The organism is Thermostichus sp. OS-CIW-20 (assembly GCF_054061455.1).
Genome location: NZ_JBSSEF010000033.1, coordinates 12,363 through 30,720, shown reverse-complemented (window position 1 = coordinate 30,720; position 18,358 = coordinate 12,363). Strand labels below are relative to the sequence as shown.

General features: G+C 61.9%; 14 protein-coding genes and 2 pseudogenes. 12 read left to right on the top strand and 4 right to left on the bottom strand.

Translation table 11 applies throughout. The features are described 5' to 3' along the window. Positions 1-196: pseudogene (locus ACVWXC_RS11025) on the top strand (RNA-guided endonuclease InsQ/TnpB family protein); the annotation flags it as partial. An 8-nt stretch (positions 197-204) separates the two neighbouring features. Here ACVWXC_RS11025 and ACVWXC_RS11020 read toward each other — a convergent pair. Beyond that, positions 205-528: pseudogene (locus ACVWXC_RS11020) on the bottom strand (mechanosensitive ion channel domain-containing protein); the annotation flags it as partial. A 247-nt stretch (positions 529-775) separates the two neighbouring features. Between ACVWXC_RS11020 and ACVWXC_RS11015 the strand changes: the two are divergent. Then, on the top strand, positions 776-1,975 hold the full coding sequence (locus ACVWXC_RS11015; RefSeq protein WP_099812872.1) for an NAD(P)/FAD-dependent oxidoreductase: 1,200 nt from the start codon (positions 776-778) through the stop codon (positions 1,973-1,975). Between the two features lie 14 nt (positions 1,976-1,989). On the opposite strand, the gene dnaG is transcribed toward ACVWXC_RS11015, so the two are convergent. Further along, positions 1,990-3,885 (bottom strand): DNA primase, encoded by a 1,896-nt coding sequence (dnaG, locus tag ACVWXC_RS11010; RefSeq protein WP_457392723.1) that lies wholly within the window; start codon positions 3,883-3,885, stop codon positions 1,990-1,992. A gap of 145 nt (positions 3,886-4,030) precedes the next feature. Between dnaG and ACVWXC_RS11005 the strand changes: the two genes are divergently transcribed. The 4 genes from ACVWXC_RS11005 (at position 4,031) to ACVWXC_RS10990 (ending at position 6,994) form a co-directional block, all read left to right on the top strand. Further along, positions 4,031-4,378 (top strand): c-type cytochrome, encoded by a 348-nt coding sequence (locus ACVWXC_RS11005; RefSeq protein WP_011431130.1) that lies wholly within the window; start codon positions 4,031-4,033, stop codon positions 4,376-4,378. Then, positions 4,378-4,725 (top strand): hypothetical protein, encoded by a 348-nt coding sequence (locus ACVWXC_RS11000; RefSeq protein WP_011431131.1) that lies wholly within the window; start codon positions 4,378-4,380, stop codon positions 4,723-4,725. The genes ACVWXC_RS11005 and ACVWXC_RS11000 overlap by 1 nt, the downstream gene beginning before the upstream one ends. A gap of 98 nt (positions 4,726-4,823) precedes the next feature. Beyond that, a complete protein-coding gene (locus ACVWXC_RS10995; protein WP_457392719.1) occupies positions 4,824-5,336 on the top strand; it encodes a YcnI family protein in 513 nt (170 codons plus the stop codon). Between the two features lie 17 nt (positions 5,337-5,353). Next, complete coding sequence (locus ACVWXC_RS10990) at positions 5,354-6,994, top strand: copper resistance CopC/CopD family protein (RefSeq protein ID WP_457392717.1); 1,641 nt, start codon at positions 5,354-5,356, stop codon at positions 6,992-6,994. Here ACVWXC_RS10990 and ACVWXC_RS10985 read toward each other — a convergent pair. Continuing rightward, complete coding sequence (locus ACVWXC_RS10985; protein WP_457392715.1) at positions 6,991-9,846, bottom strand: tetratricopeptide repeat protein; 2,856 nt, start codon at positions 9,844-9,846, stop codon at positions 6,991-6,993. The genes ACVWXC_RS10990 and ACVWXC_RS10985 overlap by 4 nt on opposite strands. An 84-nt stretch (positions 9,847-9,930) precedes the next feature. Continuing rightward, positions 9,931-10,329, bottom strand: a complete 399-nt coding sequence (locus ACVWXC_RS10980; RefSeq protein WP_099812866.1) for a DUF4346 domain-containing protein — start codon at positions 10,327-10,329, stop codon at positions 9,931-9,933. Between the two features lie 238 nt (positions 10,330-10,567). Between ACVWXC_RS10980 and ACVWXC_RS10975 the strand changes: the two genes are divergently transcribed. The 6 genes from ACVWXC_RS10975 (at position 10,568) to ACVWXC_RS10950 (ending at position 18,285) form a co-directional block, all read left to right on the top strand. Beyond that, positions 10,568-11,602, top strand: a complete 1,035-nt coding sequence (locus tag ACVWXC_RS10975) for an HD-GYP domain-containing protein (protein WP_099812865.1) — start codon at positions 10,568-10,570, stop codon at positions 11,600-11,602. Positions 11,603-11,640: 38 nt separating this feature from the next. Then, a complete protein-coding gene (locus tag ACVWXC_RS10970; protein WP_099812864.1) occupies positions 11,641-11,958 on the top strand; it encodes a YlxR family protein in 318 nt (105 codons plus the stop codon). A gap of 388 nt (positions 11,959-12,346) precedes the next feature. Beyond that, positions 12,347-15,442, top strand: coding sequence for a translation initiation factor IF-2 (infB, locus tag ACVWXC_RS10965; RefSeq protein ID WP_457392713.1), 3,096 nt, complete (start codon positions 12,347-12,349; stop codon positions 15,440-15,442). Positions 15,443-15,544: 102 nt separating this feature from the next. Then, the gene (locus ACVWXC_RS10960) at positions 15,545-17,374 is read left to right on the top strand and encodes a proline--tRNA ligase (RefSeq protein ID WP_457392710.1); all 1,830 of its coding nucleotides are present in this window, start codon (positions 15,545-15,547) and stop codon (positions 17,372-17,374) included. 21 nt (positions 17,375-17,395) lie between these two features. Continuing rightward, a complete protein-coding gene (locus ACVWXC_RS10955; protein ID WP_457392708.1) occupies positions 17,396-18,013 on the top strand; it encodes a hypothetical protein in 618 nt (205 codons plus the stop codon). Continuing rightward, entirely contained in the window at positions 18,010-18,285 is a 276-nt protein-coding gene (locus ACVWXC_RS10950) for a hypothetical protein (RefSeq protein WP_011431141.1), read from the top strand. The genes ACVWXC_RS10955 and ACVWXC_RS10950 overlap by 4 nt, the downstream gene beginning before the upstream one ends. The last annotated feature ends 73 nt before the right edge of the window (positions 18,286-18,358 follow it).

The following is an 18,358-nucleotide window of genomic DNA, read 5'->3' as shown; positions in this document are numbered from 1 at the left end:
AAAGTGCAACCATAGGCTACCACGAGATTGGCAAGGCGCTCTGGGCGTTATGCTCAGGGCTTTGCGGGATACCGCCTTTCTGTTTGGACTCCGTCTCGCTAACGCGGTCGCGTCAGCATCGCGTAGTAACAACGGAAACGGACAGAATGCTATCGCTTCACCGCTGAGCAGTAATGCTCAGCAGTGTTCAGCGTAAATGTATCAGCGAATGCTGATTTCCTCAACTGTACCTTCAAAATCCCCGACGACAATCTGGTCATTGAGTTGAAAAGGCTCGTTCAAAAGCAGCAGCACGCCCGCCAGGAAGTTCTTGAAAATATCTTGAAAAGCAAAACCGATGGCCACCGACCCTAACCCCAACAGCCCGATCAGATCTCCCAGGCGCAGATCTGGGAAAGCCACCACGCTGGCTGCCAGGATCCCTGCCACCCAAGCACCCACTTGGCTGACTTGCACCAGCAGCATTTGTAGGGAAGGGCTGGGGATCCACCGGTTGGCTGCGGATCCCGCCAGGCGCCGCACGGCCCGAACGCCATCTCTAGAAGACTGCGGTTGATGGTTTGCAGTAGTTCGTTCATATCTTCACCCTTGCTACGCTATCGATCACGATGAACGCCAGAGAACGCCATTCGACTTCGGCGGGAACACTCGATCAGGACTCAGGGAGGCTCTCTGTGGGTTCCGCCTCAGCTGGTATCCGCCACGGCTTAGGTTCTGCTGTGCTTGCTACCCTGAAAGAGCCACTCTGCCGCAAGATAGGTTTCAGGGCCGCAGCATGGCCAACTACGATTGGATCGTCGTCGGCGGCGGGATCACGGGGGCAGCCTTGAGCTACGAGCTGGCCCGCCAGGGGGGATCCGTTCTCCTCGTTGAGAAGGAAGCGCTGCCGTCCAGTGCCACTCGCTACAGCTACGGTGGCCTGGCCCATTGGGCCGGGAAAACCCCCCTGCTCAAAGCCCTGGGGGAAGAAGGGATCCAGCGCTACCGCACCCTGTCAGAGGAGCTGGAGGCGGATCTTCAATTTCGCGAGCTGGATCTGCTCATGCCCGTTGCCCCTGGCTACAGGATGGAGGCAGTGGAAGCCGATCTGGCCGACTGTCGCATCCCACCGCAGCGAATTTCTGTAGAGGCGGCCTGTGAGCTAGAGCCGCTTTTAAACCCTGCCGCCCTCGAGGGTGTACTCTGGGCGCGGCATGGCCACATCCACCCCTGGTTGACGACGCTGGCTTTTCAGAAGGCTTTCCAACGCCTAGGGGGATCCCTGCTCTTGCAAACCGTAAGGGCCTTGCGGCGCCAGGGCCGGCGCATTACGGGCGTGGAGACGGATACCGACTTCTGCGGAGCGGCTCAGGTGGTGGTGTGCGCCGGCGGCTGGACACGGGCTTTGTTGCGCCAGGCCGGGATCTGGGCTCCTATCTACTTCACCCACGCCGAATCCCTGGAGCTGGATCCTGCGGAGGTGCGGTTGAGAGCCATCGTCATGGGCGCGCCCGTGCAGCGTTTGGAGCTGGAGCGGCAAGCTGGCCGCCCCGACCGGGATCCCCTCTGGGACCAGCCGGGACAGGAGCTCTGCCCGCCCATCCTGGATGTCGGGATCGTGCAGTTTCTCGACGGCAGCCTTCGCCTGGGGCAGATTAGTCGGGTGCTGACGGATCCCATGGCCGAGGTAGATGCCGCTGCCAGCGAAGCCCAGATCCGGGAACAGGCCGGTCGCTACCTGCCTCAGGTGGCCCGCCTGCCTGGGCGGTGGTATCACTGCTTGGTGGCCTTCAGCGCCGATCACCAGCCTTTGGTGGGATCCCTGCCCGGCTGGGAAGGGCTGCAGCTCTTCTCCGGCTTCAGCAGCCCTTTGGCCATCCTGCCGGCCCTGGCTCGCCGCTTTGCCCAGCAGGCCTATGGACAAGAGGATGAGTGGCTCCCCAGCCTCTCGCCAGCGCGCTTTGCTGGGCCCTCACCCCCTGCCCCGCTCCCTTAGGGAGAAGAGCCCCCCTAGTCTTCAGCCAGCGGTGCCTCCAGCAGGTCTTCCAGGTTGAGTTGCACCTGGCGCTGCAAGGCCTGAATAGCCTGATATTCCTGTTGAATGCTGGCCTGGTACTGGGCAGCCAGAGCGGTGTTGCCCTCGGAAAAGGCCTGATCCCAGAGCTGCGTCCAGTAGCGGTAGCGCTTCTGGCGAATTTCCAACTCCATGTTGGCCAAGGCAGCCCGCACCACCAGGCGCGGACGCATCAGGGCCACACGGGTATTTTCGTCCAGCCAGAGCAGGTGGCTGAGGCGCTCGTTGAGGTCCTCGTCTTGGGCGCAGAGGGTGCGCAGGGCGGTCAGGAGACCCTCTCCCTGGTCTTCCAGCTCCGGCTGGGCCGAGAGCAGCTCCAAGATCCGCTGCCACAGCTCCCGGTGGGGACGGAAGCTAAACTGCAGCTCCCGCTCCATCAAGGTTTGGCGGATCTCGCGGCGGTACTCGGCAAAGTGCAAAAAGATCTGCAGAAGGTGGGACTCCGATTGCAAAAGTTTGCATCCCTTGGGGGCAGCAAGTTGCCGGGGTTTGGACCAGCGGTACTGGCGCACGGCCCGGCGCAGGTCCTCTTCCAGATCGCGGCAGAGGCGAGCGTTGCCCCGGCTGAGCAATTCCGCCACTTTGTGGATATACAAGGAGCGCCATTGTCCACCTAGACCGGCCAGCAGTTGCACCAGCGCTTGATAGGCCTGTTGGAAATCGGCACCTTGAGCGAGATCCCGACCGGCCAGCACCTGGTCAATTTGCCAATCTAGCCACAGGGGAGCCTGAGCCAGCAGGGCCTCAAATGCGGAGACCGAGTGCTGCCGCAGGAACTCGTCGGCATCTTTCCCGGCAGGAAGGGTGAGGATGCGCAGCTCGATTTCCCCCCGCCGCGCCTGCTCTTCAATGGCCTCGATGGCCCGCTTGGCGGCATTCAACCCAGCGCGGTCGGCATCGAAGTTGAGAATCAGCCGCTTGGACTGGGTATAGCGCAGCAGAGTCTTGACCTGGTGCGGCGTCAAGGCTGTGCCCATCGCGGCTACGGCATAGGCGATGCCGGCTTGGTGCAGGGCGATGACATCGAAATAGCCTTCCACCACCAAGACTTGGTCGGCTTTGGCAATGGCCTCGCGGGCAAAGTTGAGACCATAGACCACCTGGCCCTTGTTGAAAAGTTCCGTTTCCGGGGAGTTGAGGTACTTGGGCTGCTCCTCTCCCAGGGCTCTGCCGGCAAAGCCAATGACCCGCCCCTGCAAATCCAAAATGGGCAGCATGATGCGGTTGCGGAAGCGGTCGTAATGGCCGGATCCCTGCTGGCGCGGCACCAGCAAGCCGGCTTCTTCTAGAAGTTTGACCGGCTGGCGCTTTTGGTTGACCAGGTACTCGTAGAGCGAGTGCCAGCCGGGGGGAGCAAAGCCGATTTGAAATTTTTGCAAGGTCTCTTCGCTCAGGCGGCGGCTGTGCAGGTACTGGCGGGCGGCGGATCCTATCTGGGAGCGGAGAGCATGCCGATAGAAATCGGCAGCCAGGGCCAAAATCTCCAGCAGCTTTTCCCGGTGGGAGAGTTGGCGCTCGTAGTCCTGGGAGAGGGATCCCTTGGGCTCCGGCACATGGTAGCGGCGGGCCAGGTGGCGCACCGCCTCGGCAAAGGAAAGGCCCTCTATCTGGCTGACAAAGCGGATGACATCTCCCCCCGCCCCGCAGGCAAAGCACTTGTAGATCTGCTTGCTGGGGCTGACCTGAAAGCTGGGCTTGTGGTCGTTGTGGAAAGGGCAGAGGCCGACGAAATTCTTGCCCTGCTTGCGCAACACCACCTTTTCGGCCACCACCTCGACGATGTCGGCCTTCTGGCGCACCAACTGGATGAACTCCGGCGGCAGACTGCTCATGGCCCTGGGGATCCTGCACCCTATGGTACCTGCAGGGGAGTTGACAGGCTGTCTTTTGACCTAACCTGACCTAGTGGAGATAATGGTCTAGCTTCAAAAGCTGGATTTTTCCATGAGCGGTTTTTTGCAGATTGTTGAGAGGAAAATGCGGATCATCAAGTTTTTCTTGCTCCTTTTGCTGGTCGGCGCCGCCGTCTTCTGGGGCCCGCAGGTGGCTTCTGCGGAACCGGATTTGGCTTTGGGTGCCAAGGTCTTTCAGGCCAAGTGTGTGGGCTGTCACTTGAACGGTCGCAACACTCTGGTGGCGGCGAAAAACCTTTCCCTGGCTGCCCTGCACGAGTACCACGTGGATACCCCTGAGCTGATCCAAGCCCAGGTGCGCAACGGCAAAGGGGCCATGCCCGCTTTTGGCAAGCTCCTCAAACCAGAAGAAATCGAAGCCGTGGCCGCCTATGTTCTCGACCGGGCTGAGCACAACTGGAGCAAAGGCTGATGGCTCAGGAGAGGACTCAAGATCTGACCTTGGCTCCGAAAAATTCTGTCGCCCCGGTGCCGCAGGAGCAGGGCTGTGGAGCACAGGGATCCCGCCGCAAAATCTTGTCGGTTGGTGTGGGGGCGCATGGTTTGGTGGCCGTCGGCATCTCCGCCCACGGGGTGGTGGCCATAGGCGTGGTGACCCACGGCATTCTCTCCATTGGCCTGGTGGCGATGGGCGCCCTCTCTTTTGGGCTGGTGTCGATGGGCCTGGCCAGCGCCGGCCTGGTGTCCATGGGCCTCTCCAGTTGGGGTCAGCACAGCATGAGCGTAACCGAATCCCACGGATCCCATCGCCATCCCTGAAGAAATTGGAAAACTAAAGAAATTGGAAAAAAAGGAGATTGGAAATGGGTCTGCAAAGTTACTTAGCTCTAGCCAGAAAATCTCTGCTGGCTTTGGGTATGAGCTTTTTGCCTCTTTCTTCTGCCTGGGCTCATGTTACCGTCCATCCCCAAGAAGCCCCGGCAGGCAGCTACACCAAGCTCACCTTTCGCGTACCCCATGGATGTGATGGCTCCCCAACCAAGCGCTTGCGGGTGCAGATCCCAGAGGGATTTGTTTCCGTGAAGCCGATGGTGCACCCTCTGTGGAACATCGAGACGGTCAAAAGGCCGCTGAAGACCCCATACGAGTCCCACGGGAAGATGATCACCGAAACGGTTGCCGAAGTGATCTGGAGTGGCGGCTCGCTGCCCGATGACCTCATGGATGAGTTCAGCATCCGCGCCAAGCTGCCGGATCGGCCCGGCGAGGTCATCCCCATCCCGGTGATCCAGGAGTGCGAAAAAGGTGTGCACCGCTGGATCCAGGTGGCGCAGCCGGGCGAGGATCCCAAGAGCTTGCCGGAGCCGGCCCCGCTGCTGAAGCTGACAGGTGGAGGTAGTGGACAGGGTCATGGTCACGGCAGCCGCTAGGCGGCCTGGTGGGCAGGATGTCTCGCCCTAGAAGGGTTTTTGCCTGGATTTGGGCTGGGATCCTCGGCCTCTTGCTGTGGACGGCTGGGATCCCGCCCGCTTTTGCCCATGCCAGCTTGCTCTCCACTTTCCCGGAAGATGGAGCGGTGCTCCAGGAAGCGCCGACGCAAGTGCGGCTGGTTTTCGATGAGCCGGTGCAGCTTACGCAGCTCCAGGTTTTGGACGGAAATGGACAGGTATTGCCCCTGGAAAACCTGGTGAGCAGGGGCGAGGCGCTTCAGGGGGATTTGCCCCAGGGAATCCCAGAGGGGGTTTACCTTGTCAGTTGGCGGGCCATTTCCGCTGATTCCCATCCGGTGAGTGGCTCGTTTGTCTTCCAGGTGGGGACTGCAGATCCAGAGCTGGTTCAAGCGGTGAGGGCGGCCCAGGTTCGAAAAAGGGATCCCCTATATTGGCCGCTGGTAGGTGTGCGCTGGGGGATCTACCTGGGCAGCCTCTTTGTGGTGGGGGTGTTGGGCTGGTGGCGGCTGTTGGAGGGGCGTTCGAGCGTTTTGGGGGCAAATGGAATAGAGCTCTCTGTTCGCGCCAGCGGGACGGAGTCCTTTAAGGCCTGGGCTTTCGTGGCAGCTTGGCTGACCCTTAGTTTGACTCTGGTGGCCTTCAGTTTGCACTTGGCCCAGCTTTACCCCCACCTCAATGGGCAAAAGCTGCTGAGTGTGATGCTTTCTCCCTACGGCTGGGGTACGGCACTGCGGCTAGTGGGGCTAGGAGTTCTGATCTGGGCCTGCGAGGGCGGGCCCCGCTGGGCCAACGGCCTGGGGTCGGTGGCGGTGATAGGGTCGTTTTTGCCCATCGGCCATGCCCTCACCAGCGAGTATCCAGCAGGGACGATGGCCCTCTTGGGGCTGCACCTGGCCGGCTCGGCTTTTTGGTTGGGGGGGCTGTGGGGGGTGGAGCGCCTGTTGAGCCGATTGCGCCAGCGGGACGGAGTCCTTGAATGGACTTCCCAATCGGCAGGTGTCATCCAACGATTTTCCGATGTGGCCACCTGGGCTGTGCCGGGGCTGGTGCTGGCGGGAGTGGGGATGGGCGGGATCCACCGCGGCTGGGACTGGGAGCACCCCCACGGGCAGTACCTCTGGGCGAAGCTGTTGCTGGTGCTGATGATCGTGGGTTTGGGCGCCCACAACAAGTTGCGGCTGCTGCCGGCGTTGCGAGAGGGGGTTTGGTCGGCGGGCCGATCCCTGCGCCAAATTGTCCGCCTGGAGTTGGTGGGGCTAGTTCTGGTGCTGGCCTTGACCAGCTTTCTGGTGGCCCAAGCCCCTCCTGGCCAAGGAGCGGGACCGGCTTGCCAAGAGACATTGAGCTGGCCGGAAGGCAGCCTCCGCCTGCAGATCCTGCCCTGCCGCCCTGGCAACAACCGCATCCAAGTGGAAGTTAAGGGGATCCCCGCCCAGGAGCTGAGCCTGGAGTTTGACCTCCCCGCACGTGGGATCCCGCCTCTGCGCCGCCAGGCGCTGCCAAGAGAACCTGGCCAGTTTGAGGTGGAAGATGTCCTCTTGCCCTTAGCGGGAGAATGGCAGCTCAAGGTAAGGCTGCTGGTGAGCGACTTCGAGGAGCGACGGGAGCAAGTTAGGCTCAGGGTAGAGGATCGCTAAGAGCTGCCTAGGGAGTGAGTCTCTTCTTCCCAAAGGCGACCCTCGTATCCTTGCAACTGGAGAGCAGTTTGGAAGTCCTGACAGGCTCCTTGCCAGTCACCAACGGCAGCGCGGGCTAGGGCACGGTTGCAGTGGGCTTTGATGTGGCTGGGATCCCGTTCGAGAACCTGCGTGTAGTCGCGGATAGCTGCCGCAAAATCTCCCTGTTGGGCGTAGGCCCAGCCGCGGTTGTTCAAGGCCCAGAGGCGCGTCTGCGGATCTGGCTCCAGTTGCAGGAGCTGGGTGTAATCGGCCAGGGCCCTCTCTATTTCCCCCGCCTGATCCCAAAGGAGAGCCCGCCAGAGGAGGGCGTGGCGCTCCTGCGGGTTCAAGGCCAGGACCTGGGTGTAGTCGGCAATGGCCTGCTGCAGCCGGTTGGCCTGGCGGTGGAGATCCCCCCGCTGCCGGTAGGCCAGCGCCGCATCCGCCAGCCCCCAGTCGCGGTTGCAGCCTATGGCCCGGTCGAGATCAGCCAACGCTGCCTCCTCGTCTCCCAAGACTAGGTGTACCGCTGCCCGCAGGGCAAATCCCTGGGAAGCCTGCGGCTGCTCTTGGATCAAGGCCGTGAAATCGGCCAGCGCTCCCTGCCAGTCTTCCAGCCGCTGCCGCGCCATGCCCCGGTACAAGTGGATACGAGCCATCAGATCCAGCCCATGGGGGCCCCCCGGCTGGCCTGCCCACTGCAGCGCCTGGGAGAAATCCTCACAGGCTGCTGCCCAATCTTCTTGCTCAAAGTAGATCTGGCCGCGGTCGAAGTAGAGCTGCGGGTTGCGGGGATCCCGCTCCAGGGCAGCCGTGTAGTCCTGCAGGGCCGCCAAGGGATCCCCCAAAAGCCGGTGAACCTGCCCGCGGCTGCTGCGGGCGCCGACATCGCTGGCATCTAAAGCAATGGCCTGATTCAAGTCTGCCAGAGCCGCTTCCAGGTGACCCAGCTCCAGATGGGCAATCCCACGCTTGAGGTAGGCCTTGGCCAGCCGGGGATCCAACTCCAGGGCGCGGTTGAAGTCGGCCAAAGCGCCTGCCGGATCCCCCAACCCCTGGCGGGCCAGCCCCCGGTAGAAATGGGCTAGCGCCAGGGCAGGATTAAGGCGGAGCGCCTGTTCGCAGTCAGCCAGCGCTGCCTCCAGGGCGTTGTTGCTCAGGTAGGCCACAGCCCGCTGCAGATAGAGCTCCGCTTGAGCTGCCGCCACGGCTCCCGAAGGCTCCTCCCCCTGCGTAGCCCTCAGCGCAATGGCCTGGGAAAAATCAGTAATGGCCCCTTGCAGATCCCCCAACGCCTGCCGGGCTAGACCGCGGCGGTAACAGGCCTTGGGGTGGCCGGGATCCAACTGCAGCGCCTGGGTATAGTCCTCAATGGCTCCCTGAAAGTCCAGCAACTGCGCCCGTGCTACGCCCCGGTTGAAATAAGCTTCCGTATCTTGGGGATCCCGTCGGAGGACCTCGGAAAAATCGGCTACAGCCCCTTGCGCATCTCCCAACTGGCCGCGCACTACGCCGCGGTTAAAGTAGGCCCGTACTTCCTCGGGGTTGAGCTCAAGGGCGCGGGAATAGTCCTCGATGGCTTGCTGCGGCTGATCGAGCTGCCGGTAGGCATTGCCGCGGCTGTAGTAGGCCAGGGCCCAGTGAGGGTCGAGACGGAGGGCGTGCGTGTAATCAGCAACTGCTCCCTCATAGTTCCCCAGTCGGTAGCGGGCGATGCCGCGGTTGACATAGGCACGGGCGTCTCCTGTCAGTTGAATGGCCTGGGTGAAGTCCTCCACAGCTCCTGCCCAGTCGCCACTTTTGTAGCGGGCACTGCCCCGCTGGCTATAGGCGCGGCCATTCTGGGGATCCAGTTGAATGGCCAGGGTGTAGTCGGCAATTGCTCCCTGCAGATCCCCTTGGCGAGCTTTTTCCTGGCCGCGGGTTACCAAGCGCATCGCCAAGAGTTGATCCACCGAAAGCTGGGAAAGAGCAGGCGCTACACCTTCGGTGGGGGTAGGCAGGAGAGGCCGCAGCGCCTCCATCACCTCAGCCGCCGATTGAAAGCGCTCCTGCCAGCGGGGACAGACCATGCGATCCAAAATCTCCGCCAGCTCCTTGCTAAGCGCCACCAGATCCCGCCAAAGCAGCTGGCCGGTGCGGGGATCGTCCCGGATCTTGGTGGGGGGACGGCCGGTGAGCGCCTGAATGGCCAGCACCCCAACCGAATAGATATCGCTGCAGGGCTGGGGCTTGCCGCCAAGCTGTTCTGGGGCTATGTAGCCCACCGAGCCGATTACCGTCGCCACCTGGGTTTGACCGGGGGCGTGGCTAACCAATCTCCCCACCTCCTTCACCGCCCCAAAGTCAATCAACACCAACTTGCCGTCGAAGTCGCGGCGCATCAGGTTGGCCGGCTTGATGTCCCGGTGCAGGATCTGGTGGGCGTGGACATGGCGCAGGATCTCGAGAACTTCCCACAGGAGTTGCACGACCTCTGGCTCGCTGAGCGGCTTGCCGTCTACCAGCTCGTGGGTGAGGTCGTGCCCGGCAATGAACTCCTCGACTAAATAGAACTCCTGATCCTGCTCGAAGTGGGCCAAGAGGCGAGGTACCCGGTCGTAGTTGTTGAGCCGGTTGAGAACCTTGGCCTCCCGTTCCAACAGCTTGCGCGCCGTGGCCAGGGTGTAGGGATCCGTCGAGAGCGGGCGCAGGCGCTTGACCACGCAGGGAGTGTTGAAAGTGTCGCGATCCACCGCCTTGTAGGTAACCCCAAACCCTCCTTGCCCCAGAAGGCCGAGGATTTCGTAGCGTCCCCGCAGAAGGGTTCCCGGCTTAACCTTGTCTTCCATAGCCCAGCTTGCCCCGCTGTGACCTTGGTCACAGCAAGCTGGCTCGATTCTGCCATAGGCTGGCCTCCTGCAGCGAGCTTGGTCTTAGTCCTGCACGTACTCTTCGCCAGAGAGCAGGGCCGCCTCTGCCTTCTGAAACTCCCGCCCCAGGTAGGCGGCGTGGCTGAGCTGAGAGACGACCTTTTCGCTTTCTTTTTCAAAAATCTGGACGCACAACTCTTTGGCCGTCCGGCCAACGTACACCCGCTGCGGGGAGCGATTGACCGGCCCCCGCGCGGGGATCACCGCTCCAGTCTCCGGGTCGGTGGCCAGCCCCCGCTCGTTGATCACAGTGCTGTAGTACTTAGCGCAAATGAGCTGCTGCTGCCGATCCACATAGATGACAAAGTAGCCTGCCGGGTCTAGCTCCAGGGATCGGCGGGAAAGCTGGTCATCGATGCGGCGCACCTGCTCCTGCAGAGACTCAGAGGAAAAAGACGGCATGGTAAAGTCAAAACGGGTGCCAAAAACGTAGCCAAGACTACCTCCATTATCCCCATTGTGGCCGAGGAATGGGATCCCTAGCGAGGGAATTGCGACAGAAAAAATCCCCTTATTTACCCGTGTTTTAAGGGATTGGCGGCGGCTTGAGGCCCTGGCAAGTTCAGTGGAAAGGCGGATGCTTGCAATTGGGAGCTGAAATTACGGTGGAAGCGGTGAGCTAGGAGTAGTCTCTACCAAGATGCAATCCGCCCAAGCTGAGAGGCCCGTGAGGGTTGGGATCCCTGAGATAGCACCTTTTGGAGAGCAGGAGCCGGCGGGCCATCTCCTCATCGTGGACGATCAGCCCCACAGTCGCCTGTTGCTGGGGGATCTGTTGGAGAGCATTGGTTATCGCGTCAGCGAGGCGGAAAACGGCCAGCAAGCCCTGCAGATGCTGCCAAGCTTGCAGCCGGATCTGGTCCTGTTGGATGTGATGATGCCGGGGTTGGACGGATTCGAGGTCTGTCGGCGCATCAAGGCTGATGAAGAGACACGCCTGATCCCGGTGGTGTTGATTGCAGCGGCCAGCGACCGCAAAAATCGCCTGCGCGGGATTGAGGCGGGGGCAGACGACTTCTTGAGCAAGCCCTTTGACGAGTCCGAGTTGCTGGCGCGGGTGCGCTCCCTCGTTCGCCAGAAGCATCTCAATGAAGACTTGGATCATGCCGCCCAGGTTTTATTTGCCATTGCCCGCAGTGTAGAAAGCCGGGATCCGACCACCGGGGATCACTGCGAGCGGCTGGCAGCCCTGGCCAAGAGCTTTGGCGAGTTTCTCCAGCTACCCCGTCCCCTGATCAAGGTGCTGACCTGGGGAGGTTACCTGCACGACATCGGCAAAGTGGGCATACCCGACGCCATCTTGGGCAAAACGGGCAAGCACACGCCGGAAGAGTGGGAGGTGATGAAATCCCACGTCCTAATTGGAGAGGAAATCTGCCGCCCCTTGCGCACCATGAGGGATGTGCTGCCCCTTATCCGCCACCACCACGAGCGCTGGGACGGCAGCGGCTATCCCGACGGCCTCAAGGGAGAAGCAATCCCCCTGGTGGCCCGCGTCTTTCAGATTGTCGACATCTACGACGCCCTTACCTCGGAGCGGCCCTACAAGCGAGCCTTCACTGTCCAGGAGGCCATGGACATCCTGCGGCAAGAAACGACCAAGGGCTGGCGGGATCCCTACTTGGTGGAGCGTTTCTTTGAGTTTCTCAGGTCGCGGCTGCCCCATTTGGAGTAGACTGGACTAGTTCCCGTGCTTCAGCGAGATGGCGTCTTTTGGCAGGGGCAGATCCGCTACGTCGCTGTGTCGGCTGTCGCCAACTGTTTCCCCGCTCCCAGTTGTGGCGGCTGGTTAGGCAATACGACACTCACCAGGTGCTTTTGGATCAGGGCATGGGGCGTTCTGCCTACCTCTGTCGCCGCCTCGAATGTCTGCGGGCGGCCCGGCGTAAGCACCAGATGAGCAGAGCCCTCAAGGCAGCAGTGCCCGACTCGCTGTGGCAACTGCTGGAGCAGCAACTGCTGCGCGATTCTGAGGCCCAGAGCCCCCCGGAAACATCAGCCCCGGGGGCAAGCGCTTTAGACAAAACCTAGGCAGCTCCAGAATTGGCCAAGTTAAGATATTGAAACACCTTTTCAGGTTCATCCAGTCGCGAACTACACGGCAGCCCCTCTCAACTGTCAGAATGAGGACTGGCTGCGGCCAACCTGTATGAGCCGCAGAAAGGTTATTCTAAAAAGCACTGTTGATGTTGGTTTCTTCCCCGGTTGTCCTAGCTTTATGTCCCCTGCGGATGTTTCCAAAGTAGCTTCGGACTTGGATTCCCTCCAGTCCGCGCTCTTGGAGGATCGCCGAGATGCTCTCGCTGTGCCGAAGGAAGTGGCCACACACCCAACAGGTTCAGTCCCATCTGGCGATTTGGATCGTATTAACTTGGGTTGTAAAACTGACAAGGAGCAAGGAGCAGAGGCTAGCAGACGAATGACCGATAAAGTCCGACTTTACGAGATTGCCCGCGAAATGGGATGTGACAATCGCGAGGTGCTGGAGGTTTGTGAGCAGTTGGGGATCCCTTTCAAAAGCCATAGCAGCACCATTTCTCCAGAGCAAGCCGAGTTGGTGCGCAGCAAACTGAGTGAACCTCGCGTTGTGAAACCGACTCGTCCCCGGCTCCGGCCCAAGCTGCAACCTGAGAGCTCTCAACCGCAGCCTCCCGTCGAAGCCAAAGCAAGTGAGCGCCCTCAGCACATTGTCGGCATTCGCCGGCCCGCTCCTGCTCAGCAGCAAGCTGCTGCTGGTGAGGCCAGTTCTTCCAAGCCTTCGCCGCAGCGACCCGACCAGCTCTCCTCTGAAAAAGGGGCTGCCGGTGGCAGCCTCGAATTGATAGGCCCGCCGCGGCGGCAAGTCGATCCGCCTGCGCGCCCGGCTGCCCAGGAGCCGCAGCCGGCAGCTGCTTCTACTCGCCCTGAGGCTGCCGCCAAAGCCGGCAGCCCCGAACCTAGCCCTGCTCCGGCGGCCAAGCGACCGACAGTGCTCCCCCCCCCTCGACGAGCCGCCTCTGGGCCCGAGCCGCCGCAACGGGCCCCTGAATCCCGTCGCCCTGGCCTTGCGGAGGCGCCCTCCCCCAGCGGCGCTCGTACCTCTCCTCCTGTCGAGGAAAAGGTTTCTCTCCCTCAAGCTGAACAGCGCCCGCGTCCGCAATTGGTGGGCGCGCCTGTCCGCCCTGGCACTCGTCCCGAGCCGCGCTCGCCGGTGGCCAAGAAGGAAGAGAGCTCCGACAGCGGCAAAGCTGACGAGGCTCCTCGTCCGCAGCGGCGGCTGGAATTGGTAGGGCCTCCTACCCGTCCTGTGGCTAAGCCTCTTCCCCCTGAGCCGGATGCTTCCCCTCGCTTGCCAGAAGGGATCCCTGAGGAACGCCCCACGCCGGTGTTGGCCGAAGCTCCCGTGCGGCCTGCTGCGCCCAAACTCAAGCGCAAGACGGTGGAAGAAGAGGACGAGGAACTACAAGCCCTCGAACGACGGGCCGGCCGCACCCAGGCCAAGCGCAAACGCAGCCGCAGAAGAGAGGAAGGAGACGGAGACGTTCTGGATTTGGATCCCTTGACCGTCCTCTCCAGCGTCAAGCAGGCGGAGCTGAACGCGCTCAAACCCTTGGCGCGCCCCACCGCCAAGCCCCCCTCCTATCGTCCGCCCGCGGCAGCAGCTCGCCCTCGCCCGGCTGCTGAGCGCCCCCAGCGGCCCTCGGCCTCCGCCGAAGCTACTGCTCCTGAGGCCGCAGCAGAATCCTTGCCAGAAGAGAAGGTATTGCTCCTGGAGGGCAGCCTCACCGTGCAAGAATTGGCCCGCCGCCTGCGGGTAGCCGAAACCGAGATCATCAAAACCCTCTTCTTTAAAGGAGTGAGGGTGACCATCAACCAGGTTTTGGACGAGTCGCTGGCCGAGTCGGTGGCCAAAGAGTTGGGCTACGAAGTACGTCGGCCCGAGGCAGAGCCCAAAGCCAAGAAAACCGAGATCCTCGATCTGGAGGACATCGACCATCTGGTGCCACGTCCGCCGGTGGTGACCATCATGGGCCACGTGGATCACGGCAAAACCACTCTGCTCGATGCCATCCGCCACACCAATGTGGCCCAGCGAGAAGCCGGCGGGATCACCCAGCGCATCGGCGCTTACCACGTGGACGTAGACTTTGAGGGCCAGAAGCGGCGCATTGTTTTCCTGGATACTCCCGGCCACCAGGCCTTTACCGCCATGCGCGCTCGCGGCGCCCGCGTCACCGACATTGCCGTTTTGGTGGTGGCTGCCGACGACGGGGTGCAGCCGCAGACGCTGGAGGCCCTCAGCCACGCTCGCGCAGCCCAGGTGCCGATCATCGTGGCCATCAACAAGATCGACAAGCCCGGCAGCCAGCCGGAGCGCGTCAAGCAGCAGTTGGCAGAGCACGGCCTGTTGCCGGAGGAGTGGGGCGGCGACACGCCCATGGTGGAGGTGAGCGCCCTCACTCGCCGCAACCTGGACGCGCTGCTGGAGATGATCCTGTTGGTGGCCGATGTGGCGGAGCTGCAGGCCAACCCCAACCGGCCTGCCCGCGGCACCGTGATCGAAGCCCACCTGGACAAGGCTCGCGGCCCGGTGGCTACTCTGTTGGTGCAAAACGGTACCCTGCGGGTGGGCGATACCCTGGTGGCCGGCGCCGTCTTGGGCCGGGTCAAGGCGATGATGGACGACCGCGGCCAACGGCTGCAGGAAGCGGGGCCCTCTTCGGCGGTGCAACTGTTGGGCCTGGAGGAGGTGCCCGCAGCGGGGGATGAGTTCCAGGTGTACGCCGACGAGAAAGAAGCCCGGCGGATTGCCGAGGAGCGAGCGGAAGCCCTGCGGCAAGCCCGTCTGCAACAGGCGCTGCTGTCGCGGCGGGTGAGTTTGGGCAGCATCTCTGCCAAGGCCCAGGAAGGCCAGCTCAAGGAGTTGAACTTGATCATCAAGACGGACGTGCAGGGATCCGCCGAGGCCATCCAGACGGCGCTGCAGGATCTGCCGCAAGAAGAAGTGCGCTTGCGAGTGCTTCTAGCAGCTCCTGGGGAGATCACCGAGACTGACGTGGATCTGGCAGCAGCCAGCGACGCCATTATTCTGGGTTTCAACACCAGCTTCGCCCCCGGCGCGCGGCAGGCTGCCGACGACAAGGGGGTGGATGTGCGCGAATACGACATCATCTACAACTTGCTGGACGATCTGCGGGCAGCGATGGAGGGCCTGCTGGAGCCGGAGGAGGTGGAGGAGCCGCTGGGCCAGGCGGAAGTGCGCAAAGTCATCCCCATCAGCCGCGGCACCGTTGCCGGCAGCTACGTGCTCTCCGGCAAGGTGCAGCGCAACGCTCTGGTGCGGGTTCGCCGCAAAGGGGAGGTGGTCTACCAGGGCCGTCTCGATTCTCTGAAGCGCTTCAAGGAGGACGTGCGGGAGGTGGCCGCCGGTTTCGAGTGCGGGATCGGCATCGAGAAGTTCGATGCCTGGCAAGAAGGGGACCTTATCGAGGTCTACCAGATGGTTACCAAGCGGCGGACGCTGGCTCCTGCCTAGTTAATTTGGGTGGCCTAGCGTCGCAGGGATCCCAGTCCAGGGGATCTAGGAGGGAGGATTTGCTCCAGAACAACGGAAGCAGTTGCTAAGTGGAGGGGAGGGATGCAACGGAGCCAGAGATTGAGTCAGATGTTGTTTGTAACCCTGCGGGAGGATCCTGCCGAAGCAGAACTGATCAGCCACAAGCTGCTGCTGCGGGGCGGCTTTATCCGGCGGCTCTCCCCGGGGATCTACACCTATTTGCCGCTCCTCTGGCGGGTTTTGCAAAAGATCTCGGACATCGTCCGGGAGGAGATGAACGCCATCGGCGCTCAGGAGTGTCTGCTGCCCCAGTTGCAGCCAGCCGAGATCTGGCGGGAGTCGGGCCGCTGGGACGTGTACACCCAAGCGGAAGGGATCATGTTCGCCCTCAAAGACCGACAGGGGCGCGAGCAGGCCCTGGGCCCTACCCACGAAGAGGTGATTACCCTGCTGGCCCGGGATCTCATTCGCTCCTATCGCCAGTTGCCGCAAATTCTCTATCAAATCCAGACCAAGTTCCGCGACGAGATTCGACCCCGCTTTGGCCTGCTGCGCGGGCGGGAATTCCTCATGAAAGACGCCTACTCCTTCCACGCCAACGAAGAGAGCCTGCGCCAGACCTACCAGGACATGTACCGGGCCTACGGCCGCATCCTGCGCCGCTGCGGGCTGGAGTTCCGCGTGGTGGAGGCCGACGCCGGCGCCATTGGGGGGCCATCGGCAGCCTCGCAGGAGTTTATGGTGTTGGCCTCTGCCGGAGAAGACGAGATCCTCTACACTCCTGATGGCTCCTATGCCGCCAATGTGGAGAAGGCCGTCTCCCTTCCGCCGCCAGCAGCAGACTCCCCCTACACCACCTTCCAGGTTCTGGACACGCCGGGAACGGAAACCATCGAGAAGCTGGCCAATTTCTTGAAGATCTCCCCCACTCTGATTGTCAAAAACGTCCTCTACCAAGCCCTTTACGACAACGGCCTACGGGTGGTGGTGCTGCTGAGCATCCGCGGCGATCAAGAAGTCAATGAGGTGAAGCTGGCCAACCACCTCAACCGTCTGGCGGAGCGCTACCAAGCCAACAAGTTGCTCAAGCTCACCTTGGCGGATGCGGAGATCCAAAAAAGCTGGCAAGGGGATCCGATCCCCGTGGGCTACATCGCGCCCGACCTGCCGGATAGCTGCCTGGGCCGGCAGAAAAACCTGGCCCCTCAGATCCTGCGCCTGGCCGACCAGACGGCAGCCCTGCTGAAAAACTTTGTAACCGGCAGCAACCAGGTGGGGCGGCACGTAGTGGGGGCCAACTGGGGCGAGCAGTACCCCCTGCCGGAGGTGGTGGACGTGCGCAAAGCGCAAGCCGGGGATCGCTGTCTGCTCAACCCCGACCAGATTCTGGAAACCGCCCGCGGCATTGAGATCGGCCATATTTTCCAGTTGGGCCTCAAGTTTTCGCTGCCGATGCGGGCCAGCTTTACCGACGAGCAGGGATCCGAGCAGCCCCTGTGGATGGGCTGCTACGGCATTGGGGTATCGCGCCTGGCCCAGGCGGCGGTGGAACAGTCCCACGATGCCAATGGGATCATCTGGCCGGTGGCGATCGCCCCTTATCACGTGGTGGTGGTGGTGCCCAACGTCTCCGACCCAGAGCAGACGAAGGTGGCGGAAAGATTGGTGCAGGAACTGGCTGCTGCCGGCATCGAGACCCTCTGGGACGACCGGGACGAGCGGGCCGGCGTCAAGTTCAAAGATGCGGATCTCATCGGGATCCCTTACCGCCTTACCACCGGGCGCAGCCTTAAGCAAGGCAAGGTGGAATTGGCCGAGCGGGCCACCGGCCAAGCGGTAGAAATTCCCATTGAGGAAGTGGTGGCTACCCTCAAAGAGCGGATTGCTGCCGCTCTGGCTGTGCCAGATTGAGCAGGGCTTTTGTCGTAACCAATGCTGAACCTCTCTCTTCTCAAGGAAGACGAATCCTATACTTTTCGCTCTTATTTTGAGATGCCCTACGAGCCAGAGGAAATCCTGGCTCAGTTTAGCTACCGTCTGGAGATAGGAGAGTGGACATGGCCCGTTGCCCCTGCCCCACCCCAAACCCCAGCTCTGAAAAACCGGATCCGACAATTGTTGCCTTTGGTCAGCCTCACCAGCGTGACAGCCCGCCGAGAGCTGCTGGTGGCCCCTGTGCTGACGGAAGTGGCTCTTCACTGTCGAGTTCCTTTGCGGCTGGAATATCCCCTGATGGTCAACAATTGGCTCAAGGGCAGCCTTGATTATCTCTTGCGGGGCAAGAACATCCTGCTGGTGGTTGAAGCCAAAAAGGACGATCTGACGCGGGCTTTTGTCCAAATGGCGGTGGAGATGATCGCCCTGGCCCAGGTGGAGCCGCAAGCGCAGATCTACGGCGCTGTTACCATTGGATCTATCTGGCAGTTCGGGCAGATCCTTGGGGATCCGCGGACAATCCGACAAGACTTGACTTTGTACCGAGTACCGGAAGATCTGGAGAGCGTTGCCGGCATCCTCACGGCCATGGTAGGGGATCCCAGCCAACCATGAAACCCAAAACCCTCTGGTTTGCCCTGCAATTGATGGTGGCCGCTGCCGGGATCAGCGCGGCCATCAAATATGGCGGCCCCTACTTGGCCTTGCCGGAGACCCTGCCGGTGATCCTGGCCATGATCGTCTCGCCCGCCCTGGTCATGGCCGGGATCCTGTGGCGCTGGCAACAGCGGTCTTCTCTCTCCCCAACCCGCGCTCAAGACCGCCAGGGATCCCCGCCAACTGCAAACTCTGAGAATCCAAAAATCTCTCAGCCGCCTTTCCATTGACCCTCACCCCCAGCCCCTCTCCCTCTGGGAGAGGGGAGCTTGGGCGCCAATGCCAGGCCGGCAGGGCGACACT